A 23,909-nucleotide genomic window follows, 5' to 3' on the forward strand; every position below is an offset into this window, starting at 1 on the left:
TAGTAACATTTTGACATCGCTAGAACTGGCGGATTCGCCGCAAAAATCCCTTTCCTGTTGGCCACTTGCGCTGAGCGCCGGGCTACTTGGCGTCGGGCAAAACGGCCTGCTGGTCGCGATCCCGGTGCTGGTGATGCAGACACATCTGAGCCTGTCCGTCTGGGCGGCATTGCTAACGCTTGGGTCGATGCTGTTTTTACCGTCCTCGCCGTGGTGGGGGAAACAGATTGCGCGCCTCGGCAGTAAGCCCGTGGTGCTTTGGGCGCTGGGAGGCTATGGCGCAAGCTTTATGCTGCTCGGACTTGGCTGCCTGCTGCTGGCCACGGATGCGGTCGCGGGTTATCTCGGGCTGGGCATATTGATTGTGGCGAGGATTATCTACGGCTTGACCGTGTCGGCGATGGTTCCGGCCTGCCAGGTCTGGGCGCTGCAGCGTGCCGGGGAAGGAAAGCGCATGGCGGCGCTGGCCACGATCAGCTCCGGGCTGAGCAGCGGGCGCTTGTTTGGCCCGCTTTGCGCCGCTGGCATGCTGGCGATTCATCCGCTCGCCCCGTTGGGACTTCTGATGGTCGCCCCGCTGCTGGCGCTGGTGATGCTGTTACGTCTGCCGGGCACGCCGCCGCAGCCCGCAGCCGAGCGTAAAAGCGCTCGTCTTCGGCCCGATTGCCTGCCTTATCTGCTGTGTGCCTTGCTGCTTTCGGCCTCGGTCAGCCTGATGCAGCTGGGGCTCTCTCCGGCGCTTGGTCGCCAGTTTGCCACGGATACCGCCGCAATTAGCCATCAGGTTGCCTGGCTGCTGAGCCTGGCCGCGGTGGCTTCGCTCTCCGCACAGTTTGGCATTCTCCGGCCACAGCGCCTGAAGCCAATGGGGCTCCTGTTGAGCGCCGGGCTGCTGATGATCGTTGGCCTGGCGATGATGATTTCCGTTCAGCTGTGGCTGTTTTACGTCGGCTGCGCGGTACTGTCGTTTGGGGCCGCGCTGGCGACCCCGGCCTATCAGCTGTTGCTGAACGACAAGCTTGCCGATGGGGCAGGGGCCGGCTGGGTCGCGACCAGCCACACTCTGGGCTACGGGCTTTGTGCCATGCTGGTGCCGCTGGTATCAAAAACGGGCGCTGAGGCAGCGCTGATTATGGTGGCCTTTTTAGCCGCCGTGTTATTTACCGTGGTGTCCGGCGTTATCTGGCGCAGCCGCCACCGTTCACGTCATTCTGTAATTTAAGCGTAAGGAAAAGTTATGGCTGGAGTTCAGGGCTATCGTCTGTTTAACGTTCAACTGGCGCGGAAAACGGCCGTGTCGCCTTCGCTGCTGAGCCTGGTATTTAGCGGGCCTGATGTGGCGCAGATGAAATGTGACTCGCCTGATCAGCGTATTAAAATGCTGTTTCCGTCCGAAGACGGAACGCTGCCGTCGCTGCCTGCCGAAGGGCAGTGGTACCAGATTGCCCAGGGGATGCCAAAAGAGAAGCGCCCGGTGATCCGTACCTATACGCTGCGCCATGTCGATCCTGCCCGTCAGGAAGTGACGGTGGAGTTTGTCAGCCACGGCACTGAAGGCCCGGCCTCCGCATGGGCGATTAATTCTGTTCCCGGCGATGCTATCCAGATTGTGGCCCCGAACGCCTCCCACCCGGAAGACAGCGGCGGCTATGAATGGACGCCGCCTGCCGGGCTGCGAAACGCGCTGATTATCGCTGATGAGACGGCTTTACCCGCCGCACGAGGCATTCTGGAAATGCTGGCTCGCCAGGCTCAGCCGCCAAAAATACAGGCCTTTTTTGAGGTGCCGGACGAAGGGGACTGCGTGGACTTAAGCGCCTATGGCTTCGCCGAGATCAACTGGCTGCCGCGCAAAACCGTCTCTGCCACCCACGGCGAATGCCTGATTCAGGCGGTAAAAATGCAGGCGAGGGTGCCGGAAAGCGGCCATCACGAAGCCGTCCAGGAAGAGGCCGAAGGCGAACTGCTGTGGGATAAAGCCACCACCGGTAGCAACGAGTTTTACGGCTGGGTAGCGGCGGAGTCGACGGTGGTTAAGCTGCTGCGCCGCCATTTGATTGGCGAACGTGGCGTTGAGCACGAAGCCATTAACTTTATGGCCTACTGGGCGAAAGGGCGAGTTCGCTAGTGAAAAGGGCGGCCATTGGCCGCCCTGGATCAGATCTTCTTCAACTGCGGCATCAACATCACCGTGGTTTTCACAATCTGCATTAACTCTTCATAGCTGGCGTTCTCGCGCGCGCTGACCGACATCCCCTGAATGATGCAGCACAGGTATTTTGCCAGGCAGCGAATGTTACGTTCCGCCGGGATCTCGCCTTTTTGCTGGCGCATTTCAAGGAAACGCACCAGCGTTTGTTCCTGCACGGCATGGCGGGCTTTTATCGTTGCGGCGATGTCTTCCGACGACGCGGCCAGCACGGATGAGGTGCAAATGATAAAGCAACCAGCGGGCGTGCTCTTGTCGGTAAAACATTGTGCGACCGCGGAAAGATAGTTCTCCAGCGCGGCTTCCATGGTCTGCTCTTCACAGAACAGGCAGGCCTCGTGCTTCGCCGCAAAGCGCGCGATATAGCGATCCAGCACCGCGCGGAACAGACCTTCTTTGTTGATGAACTCCGCGTAGAGCGTTGGGGCCTTTGCCCCGGTGGCTTCTACCAGATGCGCCATGGATGTTGCTTCATAGCCATGCTGCCAGAAGAGTGTCATGGCCTTGTCGAGTGCTGCTTCCCTGTCAAACACTTTTGGACGGCCACGGCTTTTTTTGCTGCAACTTAAAGTCTCGGTTGCCATACCTGCCGTTTAACCTCTGTCTAATTAGTGAACACTTATTATAAAAATAATCGGCGGCGGTAGCCAGTGCCACGTTATGAAAAATAATTATTTCTTATCACAATGAAAAATAGCGCTTTTTTTAATTAATTAACGGTCGTTATTAAAATGTGTTGACGTGTGATGTGGATCACGATTATGATTTAGTTATCGATCGTTAACTAATTAAGTTTAACGACCTAACGTTCACCTGCTTAGGACCTGAATCATGAAAACCTTAACTACTCTGTTCGCTGCCGCTGTGATTAGCTCACTCTCATTTGCAAGCTTTGCGGCGGTTGAAGTTTCTGCTACGCCTGCTGGTCAGCAAAAAGTTGGCACCATCAGCGCCAATGCGGGCAGCAACCTCTCTTCCCTGGAAGAACAGTTGGCCGCGAAGGCCGATGCAATGGGCGCTAAATCGTTCCGTATTACCTCCGTTAACGGTCCGAACACCCTGCACGGTACTGCCGTCATCTATAAATAAGCCAGACGTTAACCCTCAATACGTTTGACCTTATTCGTTATATGCCACTGCAAGCAAAAGGCCCTGTCGTAAGACAGGGCCTTTTTTTACACCTGAAGATTTAACTCAGATTTCGTTGTTCGACTGGTCAGCCGCATGGGCATTGACGTTGACCGGCATCCCGGAACGGTGCTCCATGGCCTGTTCCATCACCTGCGCATCGGTTTTAGGTGCGTTGCGGAACTGCGTCATCTGCTCGTTTAGCACAATCGGCAGAACTTTCGGGTCATCATCAATCGCTTTGGACAGCGGCTGGTGAACTTCAACCAGGCGGGAGCCATCCGGCTCAACGGACGCTTTGATTGGCGTGTTGATGATGCGCACTGAAGTGCCGACCGGAACCGTGTTGAACAGCGCTTTGATATCGCCGTCGCGCAGGCGGATACAGCCGGAGCTGACGCGCATACCGATGCCGAAGTCGGCGTTGGTGCCGTGCAGCAGGTAAACGCCGCCGAACGCTGCCAGGCGAATCGCGTGGTGCCCCATCGGGTTATCCGGCCCCGCAGGAACCACGGCCGGGAGCTTAATGCCCTGCGCCAGGTAACGCGCCCGAATATTGGCCGTTGGTGTCCAGGTCGGGTTGGCCCGTTTGTCGGAAATTTTGGTCACCATCGTCGGGGTCAGCGTGTCTCCGCCCAGCTGGCCAATGCCAATCGGGTAAACGGTGACGCTGTTTTTCCCTGCCGGGAAATAGTACAGACGCAGTTCGGCGAGGTTAATCACGATGCCCTCGCGTGGGACGTCCGGCAGCAGCATCTGGCGCGGGATGGTCAGCACGCTCCCGGCGCGGGGCACATAAGGATCCACGCCCGGGTTGGCCTGCAGCAACGCCAGGAAACCGACGTTGTACTTTTTGGCAATGGCCTCCAGCGAACCGCCGTCGTTTTCAACCTGATGGAACAGGTTTTTGCCGATCAGGCGGCTGTTAGCGGCGGGAAGCGGATAATCGTTAGCGCTGGCGGGCAGCGCCATGGCCGCGGCACCCAGTAAGGCGGCGGCGGTAAACCAGCGGCGGAAAGACAAAGTACGCGAAGCAAACATAGCTTAAACCCTGCGATTTTAATGGTTAATTTTTGAGGCAGATAAACGCCAATTATCGCTGAGCTGCGTGTCGGGAAGTCCTGGGGATTGCAAAGAGTGTGTAAATGTCACAGAAAATTGCGCCTTACCGGGCGGTAAGGCGCAGAGGCGTCAGGCCGCGGCGTTTTCCGCCAGGCTGCGCATAAAGTTACGCACCCATTCCATGCGCGTTTTCCTGTCCTCAAGCTCCTGGAAGAACTTCAGTCGGGTAGGGCCGTCAAGGCGGTAATGCTGCGGCTGCTTCTGCAGCAGGCCAATCAGCCATACCGGATCAACGTGGTTTTTCTCCGCGAACTCGATGGTGCCGCCTTTTTCATTGCCCTCAATCTTACGCACGCCCAGCTTCTGTGCCTGCTGGCGCAGCGCGGCGATGTCCAGCAGATTACGTGCCGCATCCGGCAGAAGGCCAAATCGGTCTATCAGCTCAACTTTCAGCTCGTCCAGCTCGTGCTCGCCTTTGGCGCTGGCGATGCGTTTGTAGAACGACAGGCGCGTATTAACGTCGGGAATAAAATCATCCGGCAGCAGGGCGGGCATTCGCAGCTCGACCTCTGTCTGGCTGTTGGTGAGATCTTCCAGCGAGGGCTCGCGGCCCTCTTTCAGCGCATCGACGGCGTTTTCCAGCAGCTCCATGTACAGCGAGAAGCCGATAGTTTCCATCTGCCCGCTCTGATCTTCCCCCAGCAGCTCGCCCGCGCCGCGAATTTCCAGGTCGTGGGTGGCTAACGCGAACCCGGCACCTAAATCTTCCAGCGAGGCAATGGCCTCCAGGCGTTTTTGCGCGTCCGTGGTCATTGCCTTCGGGTGCGGCGTCAGCAGCCAGGCATAGGCCTGGTGGTGAGAACGCCCGACGCGGCCACGCAGCTGGTGAAGCTGCGCCAGGCCAAAGTGGTCGGCCCGCTCGATGATGATGGTATTGGCGGTCGGAATATCGATCCCGGTTTCGATGATCGTGGTGCACACCAGCACGTTAAAACGCTGGTGGTGGAAGTCGTTCATCACCCGCTCCAGCTCGCGCTCGCGCATCTGGCCGTGGCCGATGGCAATCCGCGCTTCTGGCACCAGTTCAGCCAGCTTATCGGCGGCTTTCTGAATGTTTTCGACGTCGTTGAAAAGGTAATACACCTGGCCACCGCGCAGCACTTCACGCAGGATGGCTTCCCGCACCACCAGATTGTCGTACTCGCGCACGAAGGTTTTCACCGCCAGGCGGCGTGCCGGAGGCGTGGCGATAATCGACAAGTCGCGCATGCCGCTCATTGCCATATTCAGGGTTCGCGGAATAGGCGTTGCGGTCAGCGTCAGAATATCCACGTCGGCGCGCATCGCTTTGATGCGCTCTTTGTGGCGCACGCCAAAGCGGTGCTCTTCATCGACAATCAACAGCCCAAGATCGCGCCATTTCACGTCGGCCTGCAGCAGCTTGTGGGTGCCGATCAGAATATCGATTTTCCCTTCGCTGGCCTGTTCCAGAATTTGAGTCTGTTCTTTGGCGCTGCGGAAGCGGGAAAGCATTTCAATGCGCACCGGCCAGTTGGCGAAGCGGTCGCGGAAGTTGTCGTAGTGCTGCTGAGCCAGCAGGGTCGTCGGCACCAGCACCGCCACCTGTTTGTTGTTCTCCACTGCCAGGAATGCGGCACGCATCGCAACTTCGGTTTTACCGAAGCCCACGTCGCCACACACCAGCCTGTCCATCGCCAGCGGGCGACACATGTCACTCAGCACGGCGTTGATGGCCTGAGCCTGGTCCGGGGTAGTTTCGAACGGGAAGCTGTCACAGAACAGCTGGTACTGCTCGCGATCGTGCTTAAAGGCAAAGCCTTCTTTGGCGGCGCGCATCGCATAGATATCCAGCAGTTCAGCGGCGACATCGCGCACTTTCTCCGCTGCTTTTTGGCGGGCGCGGGACCAGGCATCGCTGCCCAGCTTGTGCAGCGGCGCATTTTCGTCGGCGCCGCCCGCGTAGCGGCTGATCAGGTGCAGGGACGAAACCGGGACGTAAAGTTTGGCGTCGCCCGCGTAGGTCAGCATCAGGTATTCGGCGGTAATGCCCCCGGCTTCCAGCGTGGTCAGCCCGGCGTAACGGCCCACGCCGTGTTCCAGGTGAACCACCGGCTGGCCCGCATGCAGCTCGGCCAGGTTGCGGATCAGCGTGTCCGGGTTAATGGTGCGGCGGCTGTCCTGGCGACGGCGGCTGACGCGCTCGCCCAGCAGGTCGCTTTCGCAAATCAGCGCCCGGTTGCGCAGGGTATCAATAAAGCCGTGCTCGCTGGCGCCGATCATCAGATAGCGGCCGTTATTTTCGGCTTCTTCCAGGCGGTAAATGCGTTTTGGTGCGATTTTGATGCGGCCCAGCAGTTCGCCCAGCGCTTCACGGCGGCCTTCGCTTTCGACAGAGAAAATCACCGGCCCGGTGAAGGACTCAAGGAACTTCCGCAGGCTGTCCAGCGGGGCTTTTTGCTGCGCCTGCACGGCCAGATCCGGCAGTGCCTTGTAACCCAGATTCACGTTGGCGGCTTTCTTCGCCAGCGAATCCGTTTTGAGCTGCACGCGCGGCCAGGCTTTCAGCTCGCTAAACAGCGAGTCGGTTTTCAGCCACAGATCTTCCGGCGGCAGAAGAGGGCGCATCGGATCTACGCCGCGATTTTCAAAGCGGGCGTTTGCGTCTAGCCAGAAGCGCTCGGCGCTGGCTTCCAGATCGCCGGTGTTCACCAGCAGCGTGTTGGCCGGGAAATAGCTAAACAGCGTCGGCAGCGGTTCGCTGAAGAACAGCGGCTGCCAGTATTCGATCCCGGCAGGCAGCGTGCCTTTGCTCACCTGCTGGTAGATATGTTCGGCGTCGCGCTTGACGTCGAACTTGTCGCGCCACTGGCTACGGAACAGCTCAATGGCGTTTTTGTCGGTCGGGAATTCATGGGCCGGCAGCAGATTGATGGCGTCCACTTCTTCCAGCGTGCGCTGAGAATCCACGTCGAAGACGCGCAGGCTGTCGATTTCATCGTCAAAGAAGTCAATGCGGTACGGTTGGGCGCTGCCCATCGGGTAGAGGTCAAGCAGGGCGCCACGGGTGGCAAATTCGCCGTGCTCCATTACCTGGTCGACGCTGCGATACCCGGCCTGTTCCAGCTGCGCGCGCAGGTTATCCCGTGACAGGCGCTGGCCTTTTTTCATCACCAGCGCGTGGCCGTGCAGGTAGCTGTGCGGGCAAACGCGCTGCATCAGCGTGTTCACCGGCATGATCAGCACGCCGCGCTGCATGGTCGGCAGCTGGTAAAGCGTGGACAGGCGCGAGGAGATGATTTCCTGATGCGGCGAGAAGCTGTCGTACGGCAGCGTTTCCCAGTCGGCGAGATTGACCACCAGGTTGTCGGTGAACTGGGTGATTTCATCGTGCAGGCGCAGCGCGTTCTGCATATCCGGGGCAATCAGCACCACCGGGCCGCTATGGCGTTCAACGATTTCGGCGACTTCGGTCGCGCAGGCTGAACCGGTCAGCTCGCCCAGCAGGCGTTGTTCTGCGGGTTTACTCGGTAGGTCGTAACGGGCATGTTCAGGCATAGTCAGCGCGCGTTCTCCAGAAAGCCGTGTTTTCACGGTAATAATATAAATTTTCTCTACTTATTATCCGTGATGGCGGCGCGAGTGCAACCGCTGAAAATAGCGATAGATGCGGTTCAGAGCATTTGTCGTTTCTGCTGGCTGAGCTTGCGATATTGCTGGGGTGACATACCGACGTAGCGGCTGAAGGTGCTATAGAATCGGCTACTGGATCGGAACCCCGCGGTCATCGCCACATCGAGGATGGTTTTGTCGGTGTCGCTGAGCAGAGCGCGTACGTGATTAACGCGCATCACCGTAATGTACTGTTTTAACGTGAGCTGCATGACGCGCTGGAAAATACCCATTGCATAGTTGGCATTGAGTTTTACGTGATCTGCGACGTCGTTGATGGTCAGCGCCTGATCGTAATTATCGGCAATAAAGCCCAGCATCTGGCTGACATAGAATTGCGCGTGACGGGAGACGCTGTTCTTGTGGGTGCGCGAGGTTTTGTTAAGCAGGATAGGCTGCCATCCCGAAAGGCTAAAGCGCTTAAGCATCAGACCAATTTCATCGATCGCCAACTGCCGGATCTGCTCGTTCGGGCTGTTGGCTTCCTGCTGCCAGCGCAGGACTTCAAAGGTGCTGAGCTGCTGAGTCTCGAGTGATTTCACCACCATGCCGTGAGTCACGTGGTTAATGAGTTCGCGATCCAGTGGCCAGGAGAGAAAGAGGTGCATCGGCAGGCTCAAAATCGCCATTTGCCGGCAGTTGCCCGGGCGCGTTAACTGATGCGGCGTACAAGCCCAGAACATCGTGATATGGCCCTGTTTGATCTGCACCACTTCGTTGTTAATCAGATATTCCACGTCGCCGTCAAACGGCACGTTAACCTCCACCTGGCCGTGCCAGTGGCTGGCGGCCATAGCATGCGGTCGACGGAGCTCAATATCCATACGCTGATATTCAGAATAGAGTGACAGCGGACTGCGAGTCTGCTTCTCATCGCCGTTGCACATATGCGGGTCAGGCGGCAGAAAGGTAATTGGCTCATCGATCATTGTCGCTCCATTTCCTGAATTATCAGAATCATGCCATCAGTACGGATTCAGCCTCCGCCTCTCCAATTGATATTAGCCTGGCTAACAGGCCGGATACTCTGCTTTTCCGTCTATTTATTCCCAAAAACTCAGATTTTGTAGCGATCGACATCAGATCCGAGTTTCCGGGAATGCTCCATGGGGAAGATGGAGGTTTTTGCCGGGGGCGCGTGCCACGATGAAGACGTTACCTACTGTTCTGGAGAGTGATAATGACAGCCCCAAAAATTACCTTTATCGGCGCGGGTTCGACCATCTTCGTCAAAAATATTCTGGGCGATGTTTTTCATCGCGAAGCGCTCAGGTCGGCACACATTGCGCTGATGGATATTGACGAGACGCGTCTGGAAGAGTCACACATCGTGGTGCGTAAACTGATGGATTCCGCCGGGGCATCCGGCTACATCACCTGTCACACCGATCAAAAAACAGCGCTGCAAGGGGCGGATTTCGTGGTGGTCGCGTTCCAGATTGGCGGCTACGAGCCTTGTACCGTTACCGATTTTGAGGTTTGTAAGCGTCACGGGCTGGAGCAAACTATTGCCGATACGCTAGGCCCCGGCGGCATTATGCGCGCCCTGCGCACCATCCCGCATCTGTGGCGGATCTGCGACGATATGACCGAAGTGTGCCCGAATGCGACGATGCTTAACTACGTTAACCCGATGGCGATGAACACCTGGGCAATGTATGCCCGCTACCCGCATATCAAGCAAGTGGGCCTCTGCCATTCGGTGCAGGGCACGGCGGAAGAGCTGGCCCGTGATCTGAACATTGACCCGGCCACGCTGCGCTACCGCAGTGCCGGGATAAACCATATGGCGTTCTACCTTGAGCTGGAACGCAAAACTGCGGAAGGGCATTACGTCAACCTCTATCCAGAACTGCTCGCAGCTTATGAAGCGGGCCAGGCCCCGAAACCGAATATTCACGGCAATGAACGCTGCCAGAATATTGTGCGCTATGAGATGTTTAAAAAGCTGGGCTATTTTGTCACCGAATCGTCAGAGCATTTTGCGGAATATACTCCGTGGTTTATCAAGCCGGGGCGTGAAGATCTGATTGAGCGCTATAAAGTGCCGCTGGATGAGTACCCGAAACGCTGCGTCGAACAGCTGGCTAACTGGCATAAAGAGCTGGAAGAGTACAAAACGGCGGAACGCATAGATATTAAGCCGTCGCGCGAGTATGCCAGCACGATTATGAATGCCATCTGGACCGGTGAGCCTAGCGTAATTTACGGCAATGTCCGTAACGACGGGCTTATCGATAACCTGCCGCAGGGGAGCTGCGTTGAGGTCGCCTGCCTGGTGGATGCCAACGGGATCCAGCCCACCAAAGTTGGCGGGATCCCATCGCATCTGGCTGCCATGATGCAAACCAACATCAACGTGCAGACGCTGCTGACCGAGGCCATTCTGACTGAAAATCGTGACCGCGTTTACCATGCGGCGATGATGGATCCTCACACCGCGGCAGTCCTGGGCATCGAAGAGATTTATAGGCTGGTGGATGACCTGATCGCCGCGCACGGAGACTGGCTGCCAGCCTGGCTGCATCGCTAATAAAAAACGACGCCGGGTATAAGCCCCGGCGTTGACCTCTCTAATAACAGAAGGCGGGCGCTGGTAACGGTGACCCGGTACCCTATGAGCATCTCTCTGACAACAAAACTCAGTTACGGATTCGGTGCATTTGGTAAGGATTTCGCCATCGGTATCGTCTACATGTACCTGATGTACTATTACACCGATGTCGTAGGTTTATCGGTGGGGGTGGTAGGAACCCTGTTCCTGGTGGCAAAAATCTGGAACGCGTTTAACGACCCGGTGATGGGCTGGATTGTAAACGCCACGCGATCGCGGTGGGGCAAATTTAAGCCGTGGATCCTGCTCGGCACGCTCACGAACTCGCTGGTACTGTTTTTACTGTTCAGCGCGCACCTTTTTGAAGGGACGACCCAGGTGGTGTTTGTCTGCGTGACCTACATCCTCTGGGGGACGACCTATACCCTGATGGATATTCCGTTCTGGTCACTGGTGCCAACCATCACGCTGGATAAGCGTGAACGCGAACAGCTGGTGCCGTTCCCGCGTTTTTTTGCGAGCCTGGCTGGATTCGTGACTGCCGGGGTAACGCTGCCGTTTGTGAACTATGTGGGTGGGGCTGACCGCGGGTTTGGTTTTCAGATGTTCACGCTGGTGCTGATCGCGTTCTTTATCGTTTCCACAATTGTCACGCTGCGTAACGTTCATGAGGTTTTCTCGTCAGACAACGAGGCCACGGCGGACAGCACCCGGCTGTCGCTGAAATCCATACTCGCCCTTATCTACAAAAATGATCAGCTTTCTTGCCTGCTGGGGATGGCGCTGGCCTATAACGTCGCCTCCAATATCATTACCGGCTTTGCCATTTACTATTTCACCTATGTCGTCGGGGATGCGGATCTGTTCCCGTACTATCTTTCCTATGCCGGGGCGGCAAACCTGCTCACCCTGGTGCTCTTCCCGCGTCTGGCGAAAGCGCTGTCCCGCCGTATCCTGTGGGCGGGGGCTTCGATTCTGCCGATGGTCAGCGGGGGCGTGCTGCTGGTGATGGCGCTGACGGGCTCGGCTAATGTGCTGGTCATCTGCCTTGCGGGCGTATTCCTCAACGTCGGTACCGCGCTGTTCTGGGTGCTGCAGGTGATTATGGTGGCGGATACCGTTGATTACGGTGAATACAAGTTTAACGTTCGCTGCGAAAGTATTGCCTATGCGGTGCAGACGATGGTGGTGAAGGGCGGCTCGGCGTTTTCAGCCTTCTTTATCGCGGTCGTTTTAGGCGTCATTGGCTATGTGCCGAACGTCGCCCAGTCGGCTGAAACAATACTCGGGATGCAGTTCATCATGATTGCGCTGCCGACGTTATTCTTTGCCATCACTCTGGTGCTCTATTTTCGCTTTTATCGTCTGAACGGCGATCGGCTTCGCAAAATCCAGATTCACCTGCTGGATAAATATCGCAAAGTGTCGTCCCCGGCAGTGCCGCAGGAAACAGCGGCCATGCCGATAGCCGTTACTCGTGATGTACGGGCTTAATCTACGGAAAAGCAACCCGCTCAGGCGGGTTGCTGAAGCACTTACCGGCTGGCGGCGATTTGCGCGGGAGGAGAGAAAAACAGATCGCCGAACAGCGCGACCGAAAGCTTGCGGAAACCGAGACCAACCAGCGTACAAATGCCCAGGCTAACAAACGGGTAGACCAGCAGAATCGCCAGCACCAGCGTGTCAGAAAGCGCACTGCTGTTGATTTTAGCCAACATCACCAGGCTTATCGCCTCGATCAAAATGCGGTGAGTGGTGTAAATGGCAATCGTATTCGAGCCCACCACGTTCAGGAAGCTGTCTTCACGTGCTTCGCGCCAGCCGTTCAGCAAATAGAACCCGCGCAGGATAGCTACGATAGACACCAGAGAAATCACCAGCGGCACGTTGACAAAGTAAAGCGCCAGCGATCCCAGGGCTATGCCTGCGCAGACAAACGGGTGTTGCGAAAAGCGGAAGTCCTTCATCCAGGCCATCAGCAAAGGGCCAAACCAGGCGCCGAGGCCGTAATACACCATATTTCGCACCACGCTGTTCAGCCCCCACCACGGCAGCGGCACAAAGGCGATAACAACGTTAATGCCCATCAGCACAGCCAGCACCGGGATGCGGTAGCGGCGCAGGGCTTTAAACATCACGAAGTAAACCAGCAGGGCGTAGAGATACCACAGGCTGGTGCTGGCCTTTGCCATGCTAAGAGCAAACTGCCCCAGCGAGTCGGCGTAGGCGGCGTTGGACGTCGGGTTACGCTCAAGGTCGGGTGCCAGCCATTGGTTAAGGTGCGTCAGCGCGATCCACTGGATCAAGCCCCACAGCAGTAACACGTAAAAAATGTTCCACAGCCGCTTGTCCACGCTGTCGCGCCATTTCACTTCATGGATGTAGCGGGCGATCAGGTAACCGGAAATGAAGAAGAATACCGGCATTCGGAAGGGCGCGAGGTAGAGATTAAGGTAAACCCAGAGTTTGGCGACATACAGATTCAGGCCGGGCCCGAGAGATGTGAGGTGAGGGTAGAAGGTAATCACCGAATGGTAGATAACCACCAGGCAAATGCATAATCCTTTAATTTGGTTGATCCAGAGTTGCTTTTTCTTCATGCGATATCCGCGTCGTGACGGGCTCCAGTTGTCATGGGCCTGCTATCCTGGTGTCAAACCGATGCGATCTCGACCTCAATTGTCTGTTTTTGGCGCTGATTTGGTAAATTTAGGAAAAGGTGCAGGCACTTGAGATGTAACGGGAATAATTTAGTCGACGGAATTCATTTGGCCGGGGAGGTGTCGTATACTTCCCGGATCTTTGCTTAGGCAACCCGCAACAAGACGGATTTCATGTATCAACCTGTCGCGTTATTTATAGGCCTGCGCTACATGCGTGGGCGAGCAGCGGACCGCTTCGGCCGCTTTGTCTCCTGGCTGTCGACGATTGGTATCACCCTCGGGGTGATGGCGCTGGTCACGGTCCTTTCGGTGATGAATGGCTTCGAACGTGAGCTGCAAAACAACATCCTCGGCCTGATGCCGCAGGCGTTGATCACCTCACCTTCCGGCTCTATTAATCCCCAGCAACTTCCCGCCGATTCCCTGAAGCTTCAGGGCGTGACGCGTATTGCGCCCCTGACTACCGGTGACGTGGTGCTGCAAAGCGCCCGCAGCGTTGGGGTTGGTGTAATGCTGGGCGTGCAGCCGGACGAGAAAGATCCGCTTTCCCCGTACCTGGTTAACGTTAAGCAGGCCGATTTGGTGGCCGGGCAGTACAACGTCATCCTCGGCGAACAGCTCGCCGGCTCGCTGGGCGTTAAGCGTGGGGAAACCATTCGCATTATGGTGCCGTCCGCCAGCCAGTTTACGCCGATGGGGCGTTTGCCGAGCCAGCGTCTGTTCACCGTGATTGGTACCTTCGCCGCCAGCAGCGAAGTGGACGGCTACCAGATGCTGGTCAACCAGCAGGATGCCTCGCGCCTGATGCGCTACCCGGCGGGGAATATCACCGGCTGGCGTCTGTGGCTGGCTGAGCCGCTCAAGGTCGATGTGCTGAGCCAACAAACGCTGCCGCAGGGCACCGAATGGAAAGACTGGCGCGAGCGCAAAGGCGAGCTGTTCCAGGCCGTGCGCATGGAGAAAAACATGATGGGGCTGCTGCTGAGCCTGATCGTGGCCGTCGCCGCCTTTAACATCATTACCTCCCTTGGCCTGCTGGTGATGGAAAAGCAGGGCGAAGTGGCGATTCTGCAAACCCAGGGGCTAACCCGCCGCCAGATCATGACCGTGTTTATGGTGCAGGGCGCGGGCGCGGGCGTGATTGGCGCGCTGCTCGGGGCCTTGCTCGGGGCGCTGCTTGCCAGCCAGTTGAATAATTTAATGCCGATCATCGGCATCCTGCTTGATGGCGCGGCCCTGCCGGTTGCCATCGAACCGGTACAGGTTGTGGTGATTGCCATTGTGGCGATGGCCATTGCTTTGCTGTCCACGCTTTACCCTTCGTGGCGCGCCGCCGCGACCCAACCCGCTGAGGCTTTACGTTATGAGTAATTCTGTCCTGTTGCAGTGTGACAACCTGTGCAAACGCTATCAGGAAGGCAAAGTGCAAACGGATGTGCTGCACGATGTCAGCTTCAGCATCAACGCGGGTGAACTGATGGCGATTGTCGGCAGCTCCGGCTCCGGCAAAAGTACCTTGCTGCACCTGCTGGGCGGCCTGGACACGCCGACCTCCGGCGACGTGGTGTTCAACGGCCAGGCGATGAGCAAACTCTCGTCGGCGGCGAAGGCGGAGCTGCGTAACCGCGAGCTGGGCTTTATCTATCAGTTCCACCACCTGCTGCCGGACTTCACCGCGCTGGAAAACGTGGCGATGCCGCTGCTCATTGGCAAGAAAAAGCCGGAAGAAGTGCAGAAGCGCGCGCTGGAGATGCTGGCCGCCGTGGGGCTGGATCACCGCAGCAGCCACCGCCCGTCGGAGCTGTCCGGCGGCGAACGTCAGCGCGTGGCGATTGCCCGTGCGCTGGTGAACAACCCGCGTCTGGTGCTGGCGGATGAGCCGACCGGTAACCTGGATGCGCGCAACGCCGACAGCATTTTCGAGCTGCTGGGCGAACTGAACGTGCGCCAGGGCACAGCATTCCTGGTAGTAACCCACGATCTGCAGCTGGCGAAACGTATGTCCCGCCAGCTGGAAATGCGCGATGGCCGCTTAACCAGCGACCTGACCTTGATGGGAGCGGAGTAATGGCTTCCCCGCTTTCTTTATTGATTGGCCTGCGTTTCAGCCGCGGGCGACGCCGCAGCGGCATGGTGTCGCTGATCTCAGTGATCTCCACGTTAGGCATCGCGCTGGGCGTGGCGGTACTGATCGTCGGCCTGAGCGCGATGAACGGCTTCGAGCGCGAGCTGAAAAACCGCATTCTTGCCGTGGTGCCCCACGGTGACATTGAGCCGGTGAACCAGCCCTTTACCAACTGGCAGCGGGCGCTGCCCGAGGTGGAAGGCGTCAAAGGCATCGTGGCCGCCGCGCCTTATATTCGCTTTACCGGACTGGTGGAAAGCGGGGCAAACCTGCGCGCCGTTGAGGTGAAGGGCGTTGATCCGGTGCAGGAAACGCAGCTGAGCGCTCTGCCACAATACGTCCAGAACAATGCCTGGGCGAACTTCAAGGCCGGGCAGCAGCAAATCATCATGGGCAAAGGCGTGGCGGACGCGCTGAAGGTGAAGCAGGGCGATTGGGTGTCGATCATGATCCCCAACAACGATGGCGGCACCAAACTGATGCAGCCCAAGCGCGTCCGGCTGCAAATCGCCGGTATTCTGTCCCTTAGCGGCCAGCTGGATCACAGCCTGGCGATGGTGCCGCTGCAGGATGCTCAGGGCTACCTGGACATGGGCGATAGCGTCACCGGGATAGCCATCAAGGTGAATGACGTGTTTAACGCCCGGCAGCTGGTGCGTGACGCGGGGCTGGCAACCAATTCCTACGTGCGTATCAGCAGCTGGATTGATACCTATGGTTATATGTACCGCGACATCCAGATGATCCGCGCCATCATGTATCTGGCGATGGTGCTGGTGATAGGCGTGGCCTGCTTTAACATCGTTTCCACGCTGGTGATGGCGGTGAAAGACAAGAGCAGCGACATCGCGGTGCTGCGCACGCTGGGGGCCAAAGACGGCCTGATTCGCGCTATTTTTGTCTGGTACGGGCTGCTGGCCGGGCTGCTGGGCAGCGTCAGCGGCGTGGTGGTTGGCGTGCTGGCTTCGTGGCAGTTGACCAACATTATCAGCGTGATTGAAAAACTCATCGGGCACCATTTCCTGTCCGGTGATATTTATTTCATTGATTTCTTACCTTCTGAGCTGCACTGGCTGGACGTGGTTTACGTTCTGGTGACGGCGCTGGTCCTTAGCCTTCTGGCTAGCTGGTACCCGGCCCGGCGCGCAAGCAATATCGATCCAGCAAGGGTGCTAAGCGGACAATAAATTCAATTAACTATAATTTGCCCTACATCATTCGAGCTGTGACCCGGCAGAACCCAGGCGCAGCTTGAGGCACAACGGGCATTGGGAGCAGCGATGTATTACGGATTTGATATCGGCGGCACTAAGATTGCACTCGGCGTTTACGACCAGCAGCGGCGTTTACTTTGGGAAGCCCGGGTTGCTACTCCTCATGACAGTTACGAAAATTTCCTCGACGCGGTGGTCGGGCTGGTGGCGCAGGCCGACGAGAAGTTTAGCTGCCGCGGCTCGGTCGGCATTGGCATTCCGGGTATGCCGGAAACCGACGACGGCACGCTGTATGCCGCTAACGTTCCGGCTGCCAGCGGCAAACCGCTTCGCGCCGATCTCAGCGCCATGCTTGAGCGCGACGTGCGCATCGACAACGACGCCAACTGCTTCGCGCTTTCCGAAGCCTGGGACGACGAGTTCCTCAACTACCCGGTGGTGATGGGCCTGATCCTCGGCACCGGCGTTGGCGGCGGCATCATCATCAACGGCAAATCTATCACCGGCCGCAGCTACATCACCGGCGAATTCGGCCATACCCGCCTGCCTGTGGACGCGCTGGAAATCCTTGGGCGCGACATTCCGTTTACTCGCTGCGGCTGCGGTAAAAACGGCTGCATTGAAAACTACCTCTCAGGGCGCGGTTTTGCCTGGCTGTGGCAGCACTTCTACCAGGAGCCGCTGGACGCGAAAGAGATCATCTCCCGCTACCGCCAGGGCGACGAGCAGGCCATCGAGCACGTGGATCGCTTCCTGGAGCTGCTGGCCGCCTGCCTCGGCAATTTATTGACCTCAATTGACCCGCATCTGGTGGTGATTGGCGGAGGATTGTCTAACTTTAGCGATATCTACGCTCAACTGCCGGAACGCCTGCCGAAGTACCTGCTGCCGGTGGCCGCAGTGCCGCGTATTGAACAGGCGCGCCACGGTGACGCAGGCGGTATGCGTGGCGCGGCATTCCTCCACTACACGGAGTAAGTCATGCTTTCTCGTCGTCAGCACCGGCTGAGCCGGTTTCGGAAGAACAAACGCCTGCTGCGCCAACGTTTGCGTCAGCGCATCTTTTTCAGAGACAGGACAGGGCCGGAAGCGATGGACAGACCAAGAGTTGTTGTACTGACCGGGGCGGGGATCTCCGCCGAATCAGGTATTCGCACCTTCCGGGCTGCCGACGGGCTGTGGGAAGAGCACCGCGTCGAAGACGTGGCGACGCCGGAAGGCTTCGCTCGTGACCCGGCGTTGGTGCAGCGTTTTTATAACGACCGCCGCCGCCAGCTTCAGCAGCCGGAAATCCAGCCCAACGCCGCGCACCTGGCGCTGGCGAAGCTGGAAGAGGCGCTGGGTGACCATTTTGTGCTGGTCACCCAGAATATCGACAACCTCCACGAGCGGGCGGGCAGTAAAAACGTCATCCACATGCACGGCGAGCTGCTCAAGGTTCGCTGCGCCAGCAGCGGCCAGGTGCTGGACTGGCAGGACGACATCACCCCGGAAGACCGCTGCCACTGCTGCCAGATTTCCTCGGCGCTGCGCCCGCACGTCGTCTGGTTCGGCGAAATGCCGCTTGGCATGGACGAGATTTATCAGGCGATTGCCACCGCAGATTACTTTATTGCTATCGGCACCTCCGGGCACGTTTATCCGGCGGCAGGCTTTGTGCACGAGGCCCGTTTGCAGGGGGCGCACACCGTGGAGCTGAATCTGGAGCCAAGCCAGGTCGGCAGCGAGTTTGAAGAGAAGCATTACGGCCTGGCGAGCCAGGTGGTGCCTGAGTTTGTGGATAAGCTTTTGAAGGGATTGTAGTTCTTCTGAGCCCCTCACCCTAACCCTCTCCCCAAAGGGGAGAGGGAACTGGATCGAGCATAAATCAATTGTTTTCTCCCTCTCCCTTCCAGGAGAGGGCCGGGGTGAGGGTGAACTTACCGCCCCGCCTTCAACCGCTGATAATAAGACTCATACAGCGCGCTCGCGTCACCCACATCATTCTGCCACTCGCCAGCCTTAATCACCTCTGCATCCGGGTACAGCGACTTATCTTCCGCCACGTTCTTCGGCAGCAGCTTGCGGGCTTCGAGGTTTGGCGTCGGGTAGCCGATGGTTTCCGCCACCTGCTTAGCCACGTCCGGGCGCAGCAGGAAGTTGATCAGCTTCAGCGCGCCGTCGACGTTCTTCGCGTTGGCCGGAATCGACAGGTTATCCATCCAGAAAATCCCGCCTTCCTTTGGCCAGACGATCTCCAGCGGCGTTCCGGCCTGACGAGCCACATAGGCCGAGCCGTTCCACACCATACCGAGGTTCACTTCGCCTTCCATATAGGGGTTGGCCGGGTTGTCGGAGTTAAACGCCGCCACGTTGGGCATCAGCTTTTGCAGCTCGTTGTACGCGGCCTCAATCTCTTTTGGATCGGTGGTGTTGCCGGACAGGCCAAGCTTGCGCAGCGCCATCTGGAACACTTCGCGCGCGTCGTCGGTCAGCAGCAGGCTTTGCTTATACTCCGGCTTCCACAGGTCGGCCCAGCTGGTGACGCTTTTCGGATCGATAGCGTCGCTGTTCACGCCAATTGCCGTGGCGCCCCAGATATACGGGATGGAATAGTCGTTATTCGGGTCGAACGGCTTGTTCAGCATATCCGGGTCGAGATTTTTAAAGTTGCTGAGCTGGCTCTTGTCGATCTTCTGGATCATCCCTTCTTTGCGCATCTTCGCCACAAAGTAGGTGGATGGCACCACTAAATCATACGCACCGTCTTTGTAGGTCTTGAGCTTGGCGTACATGGTTTCGTTCGACTCGTAGGTCGAATAAATCACCTTGATGCCGGTCTCTTTGGTGAACTGCTCCAGCAGGCCCGGCGGCACGTACTCGGTCCAGTTGTAGAAATAAAGCGTCTTGCTGTCGTCGGCATGTGCGGCGCCGAAGCTGAGCGCCAGAGCGCCCGCAGCAAGCAGGTGGCGTGGCCATTTTTTCATTTTAACGTCCCCTGAGGTTGAGTTTTATCGCGAAGAATCAGCTGGCTGGCGATCACCAGCAGCAGTGAAAGTAACAGCAGAATAGTGGCCAGGGCGTTCACTTCCGGCGAAACGCCGACCTTGACCATCGAGTAAATTTTTAGCGGCAGGATCTCGTAGCTCGGCCCGGTCACGAACGAAGACACCACCACATCGTCCATCGACAGGGTAAAGCTCAGCAGCCAGCCTGCGGCCACGGCGGGCATCGCCAGCGGCAGAATAATCTTGCGCAGAATAGTCAGCTCGCTCGCGCCCAGGTCACGCGCCGCTTCCAGCATCTTCACGTCGAACCCTTTCAGGCGCGAGTAAACGGTGACCACCACAAACGGCAGGCAGAAGGTGATGTGGGAAAACAGCAGCGACCAGAAGCCAAGCGACACTCCCAGCAGCATAAACAGCACCAGCAGCGAGATAGCCATCACGATGTCCGGGGACATCATCACCACAAACAGCATCCCGCTGACGAACGGCTTGCCCCGAAAGCGATAGCGGTATAACGCCACGGCGGTAAGCGAGCCGATAAGCGTGGCGGCGCTGGCGGAAAAAACCGCCATCGTCAGCGAATGCTTTGCGGCCTGCAGCAGGCTGTCGTTATTCATCAGCAGGCTGTACCAGTTGGTGGTGAACCCCTGCCAGTTAATGCCGAAGCGAGAGCTATTGAACGAGTTCACAATCAGGATGATGATCGGGATATACAAAAAAGCGTAAATGGCGGACATAAAGCCGCCGCGAAGCAGGCGTCCGATCATTCCAGTTCCACCTTCTTGTTAAGCAGGCGCGCCGCGCGCCAGTACACCAGCAGCATCAGGCCCATTACCAGCGTCAGCGTAATGCTCGTCGCCGCGCCGAACGGCCAGTCGCGAATGTTGAGGAACTGGCTCTTAATCACGTTGCCGATCAGCAGGTTCTTCGCGCCGCCCATCAAATCCGACACGTAGAACAACCCCATCGCCGGCAGCATCACCAGCAGGCAGCCGGCGACAATCCCCGGCATGGTCAGCGGCAGAATAATGCGCACAAAAGTTTGCAGCTTGCTGGCGCCTAGATCCCGCGCCGCCTCAAGCAGCGGCTTGTCCAGCTTCTCAATGCTGGAGTAAAGCGGCATCACCATAAACGGCAGCAGGATATACACCAGGCCGATAATCACCGCGCTCGGGGTGAACATGATGCGGATCGGCGTATCAATAAGCCCCAGCCACAGCAGGAACTCGTTGAGATAGCCCTTGGTGCTGAGGAAAATCTTCAGCCCGTAAATGCGGATCAGCGAGTTGGTCCAGAACGGCACAATCAGCAGGAACAGCAGCAGCGGGCGCACCTTCTCGGGCAGCCGCGCCAGGAACCAGGCGAAAGGGTAGCCGAGCACCAGGCAGGCCAGGGTGGCTATCGCCGCCATGTTCAGCGAGTGCAGCAGCACCTGGGCGTACAGCGGGTCGGCCAGCCGGGTGTAGTTATCCAGCGTAAACACCAGGCTCACGAAGTTGTCGTTATCGCGAGTCAGGAAGCTGGTGACGATGATCATCAGGTTGGGCAGGAAGACAAACAGCAGCAGCCAGCCCACCACGGTAGCAATCACCACATTCTGGAATTTACGCGAGCTCTTCATCTGCCAGCACAACCTCCCAGCTTTCTACCCAGGTCACCGCCATTTTTTGATCCAGCGTATGGTCAAAGTCCGGGTCGTCTTCGTTAAAGAACTCGCTGACCATCACCATCTTGCCGTTTTCCAGCTCGACGGTGGACTCCAGCGTCATGCCCTTGTAGTTGCGCTCGCGCACGTAGCCAATCAGCCCGTCCACTTCCCGGGCGTCGTTTACCTCTTCCACGCGCAAATCTTCCGGGCGCAGCAGCACCTTCAGGCTTTGCCCGACGGTCACCGGCTGGTTCACGAAGATGTGGCATTCGCGGCCTTCCACGTTCGCCCGCACGCGCTGCTCGTCGATGCGTTCGAGCACCGTCGCGTCAAAGATATTGATCTCGCCGATGAAGCTCGCCACAAACAGGTTCTTTGGCTCTTCATAAATTTCTCGCGGCGTGCCGTCCTGCTCAATCTTACCGTCGCGCATCACCACGATACGGTCAGACATGGTGAGGGCTTCTTCCTGATCGTGCGTGACGAACACAAACGTAATGCCGAGCTTGCGCTGCAGGGCTTTGAGCTCGTTCTGCATCTGCTTGCGCAGCTTGTAGTCCAGCGCCGACAGCGACTCGTCGAGCAGCAGCAGCCGGGGCTTGTTCACCACTGCGCGGGCAATGGCCACACGCTGCTGCTGGCCGCCGGAAAGCTGGTTCGGCTTGCGCTGGGCGAACTCTTCCAGCTGCACCATTTTCAGCGCTTCGGTCACGCGCGGCGTGATTTCCGCCGCCGGCGTTTTCTGCATCCGCAGGCCAAAGGCGACGTTTTCAAACACCGTCATGTGCGGAAACAGGGCGTAGCTCTGGAAAACGGTATTCACGTGGCGGTGCTCGGCAGGCACATGGGTGATGTCCTGATTGTCGAGCGTGATTTGCCCGGCATCGACGGTTTCTAACCCGGCGATAAGGCGCAGTACGGTGGTTTTGCCGCAGCCGGAAGGGCCGAGCAGCGTCAGGAATTCACCATGATTAATGGTGAGGGAGAAGTCAGAAATTACGGATTTACCATCAAAGCGCTTGGCGACTCCCGCCAGGTTGACCAGCATGGAGTGCGAACGAGGCTGTTTTTTCAATTTTTTACGCTGTCCCATAAATGACGTATCCGGAGCGAAGGATACGGGGTTTGTGATTAACCACCTTGGGTTTTGGCACGTTGAGTAAGGGCTGGCATTCTACGGCAAAGCGGCGGGATCGCCAATCCCGATGGCCAGAAACCGTGGCCGTTATCGTCTACGGTTAAAGGGATACTTTACTGAGGCCAGGTCAGGTTGTGCGAAAACTATTTTTTTCCGTAACCGACTAAAAGTGACCTGACGCAATATTTGCCCGATGCGGCTTATTGATAATTGATGTCACTAAAAACGAGGGTGGCTAAATGGATAAATTACTTGAGCGCTTTTTGCAGTATGTCTCTCTGGACACGCAATCCAGGCCCGGTGTTAAGCAGGTGCCGAGCACCGAAGGGCAATGGAAGCTCCTGCGCCTGCTAAAAGAGCAGCTGGAGCAGTTGGGGCTGGTGGACGTCACGCTCAGCGACCACGGCACGGTGATGGGCACGCTCCCGTCGAACGTCGGGCACGCTGTCCCGGCCATTGGCTTTATCTCCCACGTTGACACCGCGCCGGACTTCACCGGCAAAAACGTGAACCCGCAGATCGTCGAGAACTATCGCGGCGGCGACATTGCCCTCGGCATCGGCGATGAGATCCTTTCCCCGGTGATGTTCCCGGTGCTGCACCAGTTAATGGGCCAGACGCTGATCACCACCGACGGCAAAACCCTGTTGGGCGCGGACGACAAAGCGGGCGTGGCGGAAATCATGACCGCGTTGGCGGTATTAAAAGGCAAAAACGTGCCGCACGGCGATATCCGCGTGGCCTTTACCCCGGACGAGGAAGTCGGGAAGGGCGCACACTTCTTCGACGTCGACGCCTTTAACGCCGAATGGGCCTACACCGTGGACGGCGGCGGCGTGGGCGAGCTGGAAAGCGAGAACTTCAACGCTGCCTCCGTGACCATCAAAATCGTCGGCAACAACGTGCACCCCGGCACCGCCAAAGGCGTGATGGTGAACGCCCTGTCGCTGGCGGCGCGCATCCACGCTGAAGTCCCGGCGGACGAAAGCCCGGAATGCACCGAAGGCTACGAAGGCTTCTACCACCTGAACACCATGAAAGGCTCCGTCGACCGCGCCGAGATGCACTACATCATCCGCGACTTCGACCGCGAGCAGTTCGAAGCCCGCAAGCGCCGGATGATGGAGATCGCCAAGAAAGTCGGCAAAGGCCTGCACCCGGACTGCTATATCGAGCTGGTCATAGAAGACAGCTATTACAACATGCGCGAGAAGGTGGCCGAGCATCCTTATATTGTCGAAGTGGCCCAGCAGGCGATGCGCGACTGCGACATCGAGCCGATCATGAAGCCGATCCGCGGCGGCACCGACGGCGCCCAGCTGTCCTTCAAAGGCCTGCCGTGCCCGAACCTGTTCACCGGCGGCTATAACTACCACGGCAAGCACGAGTTCGTGACCCTGGAAGGGATGGAGAAAGCCGTGGCGGTGATTGTGCGGATTGCTGAGCTGGTGGGGAAGAAGGGGTGATTGGCGCTTTGCTTTGATTGAGTGA

At 57.9% G+C, this 23,909-nt stretch carries 20 protein-coding genes; 11 read left to right on the forward strand and 9 right to left on the reverse strand.

Annotation, left to right across the window (positions count from 1 at the left end):
* Positions 1–10: 10 nt before the first annotated feature.
* Positions 11–1,222, forward strand: coding sequence for an MFS transporter (locus F3J26_RS11095; protein ID WP_166875117.1), 1,212 nt, complete (start codon positions 11–13; stop codon positions 1,220–1,222).
* A gap of 15 nt (positions 1,223–1,237) precedes the next feature.
* On the forward strand, positions 1,238–2,128 hold the full coding sequence (locus tag F3J26_RS11100) for a siderophore-interacting protein (RefSeq protein WP_166993784.1): 891 nt from the start codon (positions 1,238–1,240) through the stop codon (positions 2,126–2,128).
* A gap of 29 nt (positions 2,129–2,157) precedes the next feature.
* Here F3J26_RS11100 and F3J26_RS11105 read toward each other — a convergent pair whose 3' ends face one another.
* Entirely contained in the window at positions 2,158–2,793 is a 636-nt protein-coding gene (locus F3J26_RS11105; protein ID WP_008453420.1) for a TetR/AcrR family transcriptional regulator, read from the reverse strand.
* A gap of 247 nt (positions 2,794–3,040) precedes the next feature.
* Between F3J26_RS11105 and bhsA the strand changes: the two genes are divergently transcribed.
* Entirely contained in the window at positions 3,041–3,298 is a 258-nt protein-coding gene (bhsA, locus tag F3J26_RS11110; protein ID WP_008453418.1) for a multiple stress resistance protein BhsA, read from the forward strand.
* A gap of 105 nt (positions 3,299–3,403) precedes the next feature.
* On the opposite strand, the gene ldtC is transcribed toward bhsA, so the two are convergent.
* The 3 genes from ldtC to melR form a co-directional block, all read right to left on the reverse strand.
* On the reverse strand, positions 3,404–4,378 hold the full coding sequence (ldtC, locus tag F3J26_RS11115; protein ID WP_166993786.1) for a L,D-transpeptidase LdtC: 975 nt from the start codon (positions 4,376–4,378) through the stop codon (positions 3,404–3,406).
* 150 nt (positions 4,379–4,528) lie between these two features.
* Positions 4,529–7,975 (reverse strand): transcription-repair coupling factor, encoded by a 3,447-nt coding sequence (gene mfd, locus F3J26_RS11120; protein WP_166993788.1) that lies wholly within the window; start codon positions 7,973–7,975, stop codon positions 4,529–4,531.
* Between the two features lie 116 nt (positions 7,976–8,091).
* Entirely contained in the window at positions 8,092–9,018 is a 927-nt protein-coding gene (gene melR / locus F3J26_RS11125; RefSeq protein ID WP_166876527.1) for a transcriptional regulator MelR, read from the reverse strand.
* A 248-nt stretch (positions 9,019–9,266) separates the two neighbouring features.
* On the opposite strand from melR, the gene melA reads away from it, so the two are divergent.
* Entirely contained in the window at positions 9,267–10,622 is a 1,356-nt protein-coding gene (gene melA / locus F3J26_RS11130) for an alpha-galactosidase (protein ID WP_166994052.1), read from the forward strand.
* Between the two features lie 84 nt (positions 10,623–10,706).
* The gene (gene melB / locus F3J26_RS11135; protein WP_166993790.1) at positions 10,707–12,137 is read left to right on the forward strand and encodes a melibiose:sodium transporter MelB; all 1,431 of its coding nucleotides are present in this window, start codon (positions 10,707–10,709) and stop codon (positions 12,135–12,137) included.
* A gap of 41 nt (positions 12,138–12,178) precedes the next feature.
* On the opposite strand, the gene F3J26_RS11140 is transcribed toward melB, so the two are convergent.
* Positions 12,179–13,243, reverse strand: a complete 1,065-nt coding sequence (locus tag F3J26_RS11140) for an acyltransferase family protein (protein ID WP_166993792.1) — start codon at positions 13,241–13,243, stop codon at positions 12,179–12,181.
* A 234-nt stretch (positions 13,244–13,477) separates the two neighbouring features.
* Here F3J26_RS11140 and lolC point away from each other — a divergent pair, with 234 nt between their 5' ends.
* From lolC to cobB, 5 genes are all read left to right on the forward strand, one after another.
* Positions 13,478–14,677: a lipoprotein-releasing ABC transporter permease subunit LolC gene (lolC, locus tag F3J26_RS11145; protein WP_039292001.1), complete on the forward strand. Its 1,200-nt coding sequence runs from the start codon at positions 13,478–13,480 to the stop codon at positions 14,675–14,677.
* Positions 14,670–15,374 carry a lipoprotein-releasing ABC transporter ATP-binding protein LolD gene (gene lolD / locus F3J26_RS11150; protein ID WP_008453403.1) on the forward strand — a complete coding sequence of 235 codons (705 nt, stop codon included), beginning with the start codon at positions 14,670–14,672 and terminating at the stop codon, positions 15,372–15,374. Before lolC ends, lolD begins: the two co-directional genes overlap by 8 nt.
* The gene (gene lolE, locus F3J26_RS11155) at positions 15,374–16,618 is read left to right on the forward strand and encodes a lipoprotein-releasing ABC transporter permease subunit LolE (protein WP_166993794.1); all 1,245 of its coding nucleotides are present in this window, start codon (positions 15,374–15,376) and stop codon (positions 16,616–16,618) included. The genes lolD and lolE overlap by 1 nt, the downstream gene beginning before the upstream one ends.
* 93 nt (positions 16,619–16,711) lie before the next feature.
* Complete coding sequence (gene nagK / locus F3J26_RS11160) at positions 16,712–17,623, forward strand: N-acetylglucosamine kinase (protein WP_166993796.1); 912 nt, start codon at positions 16,712–16,714, stop codon at positions 17,621–17,623.
* Between the two features lie 3 nt (positions 17,624–17,626).
* Positions 17,627–18,448, forward strand: coding sequence for a Sir2 family NAD+-dependent deacetylase (gene cobB, locus F3J26_RS11165; RefSeq protein WP_008453397.1), 822 nt, complete (start codon positions 17,627–17,629; stop codon positions 18,446–18,448).
* A 116-nt stretch (positions 18,449–18,564) separates the two neighbouring features.
* Here the strand turns inward: cobB and potD are convergent, their stop codons facing one another.
* From potD to potA, 4 genes are read right to left on the reverse strand one after another with little or no spacing between them, the layout of a single operon-like run.
* Positions 18,565–19,611 carry a spermidine/putrescine ABC transporter substrate-binding protein PotD gene (gene potD, locus F3J26_RS11170; protein WP_166993798.1) on the reverse strand — a complete coding sequence of 349 codons (1,047 nt, stop codon included), beginning with the start codon at positions 19,609–19,611 and terminating at the stop codon, positions 18,565–18,567.
* Positions 19,608–20,399 carry a spermidine/putrescine ABC transporter permease PotC gene (gene potC, locus F3J26_RS11175; RefSeq protein WP_045782112.1) on the reverse strand — a complete coding sequence of 264 codons (792 nt, stop codon included), beginning with the start codon at positions 20,397–20,399 and terminating at the stop codon, positions 19,608–19,610. The genes potD and potC overlap by 4 nt, the downstream gene beginning before the upstream one ends.
* Complete coding sequence (potB, locus tag F3J26_RS11180; protein ID WP_039301993.1) at positions 20,396–21,253, reverse strand: spermidine/putrescine ABC transporter permease PotB; 858 nt, start codon at positions 21,251–21,253, stop codon at positions 20,396–20,398. The genes potC and potB overlap by 4 nt, the downstream gene beginning before the upstream one ends.
* A complete protein-coding gene (gene potA / locus F3J26_RS11185; RefSeq protein ID WP_166875091.1) occupies positions 21,237–22,373 on the reverse strand; it encodes a spermidine/putrescine ABC transporter ATP-binding protein PotA in 1,137 nt (378 codons plus the stop codon). The genes potB and potA overlap by 17 nt, the downstream gene beginning before the upstream one ends.
* A 284-nt stretch (positions 22,374–22,657) precedes the next feature.
* Here potA and pepT point away from each other — a divergent pair, with 284 nt between their 5' ends.
* Complete coding sequence (gene pepT, locus F3J26_RS11190) at positions 22,658–23,884, forward strand: peptidase T (protein WP_166993800.1); 1,227 nt, start codon at positions 22,658–22,660, stop codon at positions 23,882–23,884.
* Positions 23,885–23,909 lie beyond the last annotated feature (25 nt).

It is taken from the genome of Enterobacter sp. Ap-867, assembly GCF_011752855.1.
GTDB lineage: Bacteria > Pseudomonadota > Gammaproteobacteria > Enterobacterales > Enterobacteriaceae > Cedecea.

Excerpts from the sequence above, each read along its gene's own strand:
- lolD (WP_008453403.1), top strand. The coding sequence starts at position 14,670 with ATGAGTAATTCTGTCCTGTTGCAGTGTGACAACCTGTGCAAACGCTAT.
- F3J26_RS11105 (WP_008453420.1), bottom strand. The coding sequence starts at position 2,793 with ATGGCAACCGAGACTTTAAGTTGCAGCAAAAAAAGCCGTGGCCGTCCA.
- cobB (WP_008453397.1), top strand. The coding sequence starts at position 17,627 with ATGCTTTCTCGTCGTCAGCACCGGCTGAGCCGGTTTCGGAAGAACAAA.
- F3J26_RS11140 (WP_166993792.1), bottom strand. The coding sequence starts at position 13,243 with ATGAAGAAAAAGCAACTCTGGATCAACCAAATTAAAGGATTATGCATT.
- melR (WP_166876527.1), bottom strand. The coding sequence starts at position 9,018 with ATGATCGATGAGCCAATTACCTTTCTGCCGCCTGACCCGCATATGTGC.
- nagK (WP_166993796.1), top strand. The coding sequence starts at position 16,712 with ATGTATTACGGATTTGATATCGGCGGCACTAAGATTGCACTCGGCGTT.
- mfd (WP_166993788.1), bottom strand. The coding sequence starts at position 7,975 with ATGCCTGAACATGCCCGTTACGACCTACCGAGTAAACCCGCAGAACAA.
- ldtC (WP_166993786.1), bottom strand. The coding sequence starts at position 4,378 with ATGTTTGCTTCGCGTACTTTGTCTTTCCGCCGCTGGTTTACCGCCGCC.
- potA (WP_166875091.1), bottom strand. The coding sequence starts at position 22,373 with ATGGGACAGCGTAAAAAATTGAAAAAACAGCCTCGTTCGCACTCCATG.
- potB (WP_039301993.1), bottom strand. The coding sequence starts at position 21,253 with ATGAAGAGCTCGCGTAAATTCCAGAATGTGGTGATTGCTACCGTGGTG.
- melB (WP_166993790.1), top strand. The coding sequence starts at position 10,707 with ATGAGCATCTCTCTGACAACAAAACTCAGTTACGGATTCGGTGCATTT.
- pepT (WP_166993800.1), top strand. The coding sequence starts at position 22,658 with ATGGATAAATTACTTGAGCGCTTTTTGCAGTATGTCTCTCTGGACACG.
- F3J26_RS11100 (WP_166993784.1), top strand. The coding sequence starts at position 1,238 with ATGGCTGGAGTTCAGGGCTATCGTCTGTTTAACGTTCAACTGGCGCGG.
- lolE (WP_166993794.1), top strand. The coding sequence starts at position 15,374 with ATGGCTTCCCCGCTTTCTTTATTGATTGGCCTGCGTTTCAGCCGCGGG.
- potC (WP_045782112.1), bottom strand. The coding sequence starts at position 20,399 with ATGATCGGACGCCTGCTTCGCGGCGGCTTTATGTCCGCCATTTACGCT.
- lolC (WP_039292001.1), top strand. The coding sequence starts at position 13,478 with ATGTATCAACCTGTCGCGTTATTTATAGGCCTGCGCTACATGCGTGGG.
- bhsA (WP_008453418.1), top strand. The coding sequence starts at position 3,041 with ATGAAAACCTTAACTACTCTGTTCGCTGCCGCTGTGATTAGCTCACTC.
- potD (WP_166993798.1), bottom strand. The coding sequence starts at position 19,611 with ATGAAAAAATGGCCACGCCACCTGCTTGCTGCGGGCGCTCTGGCGCTC.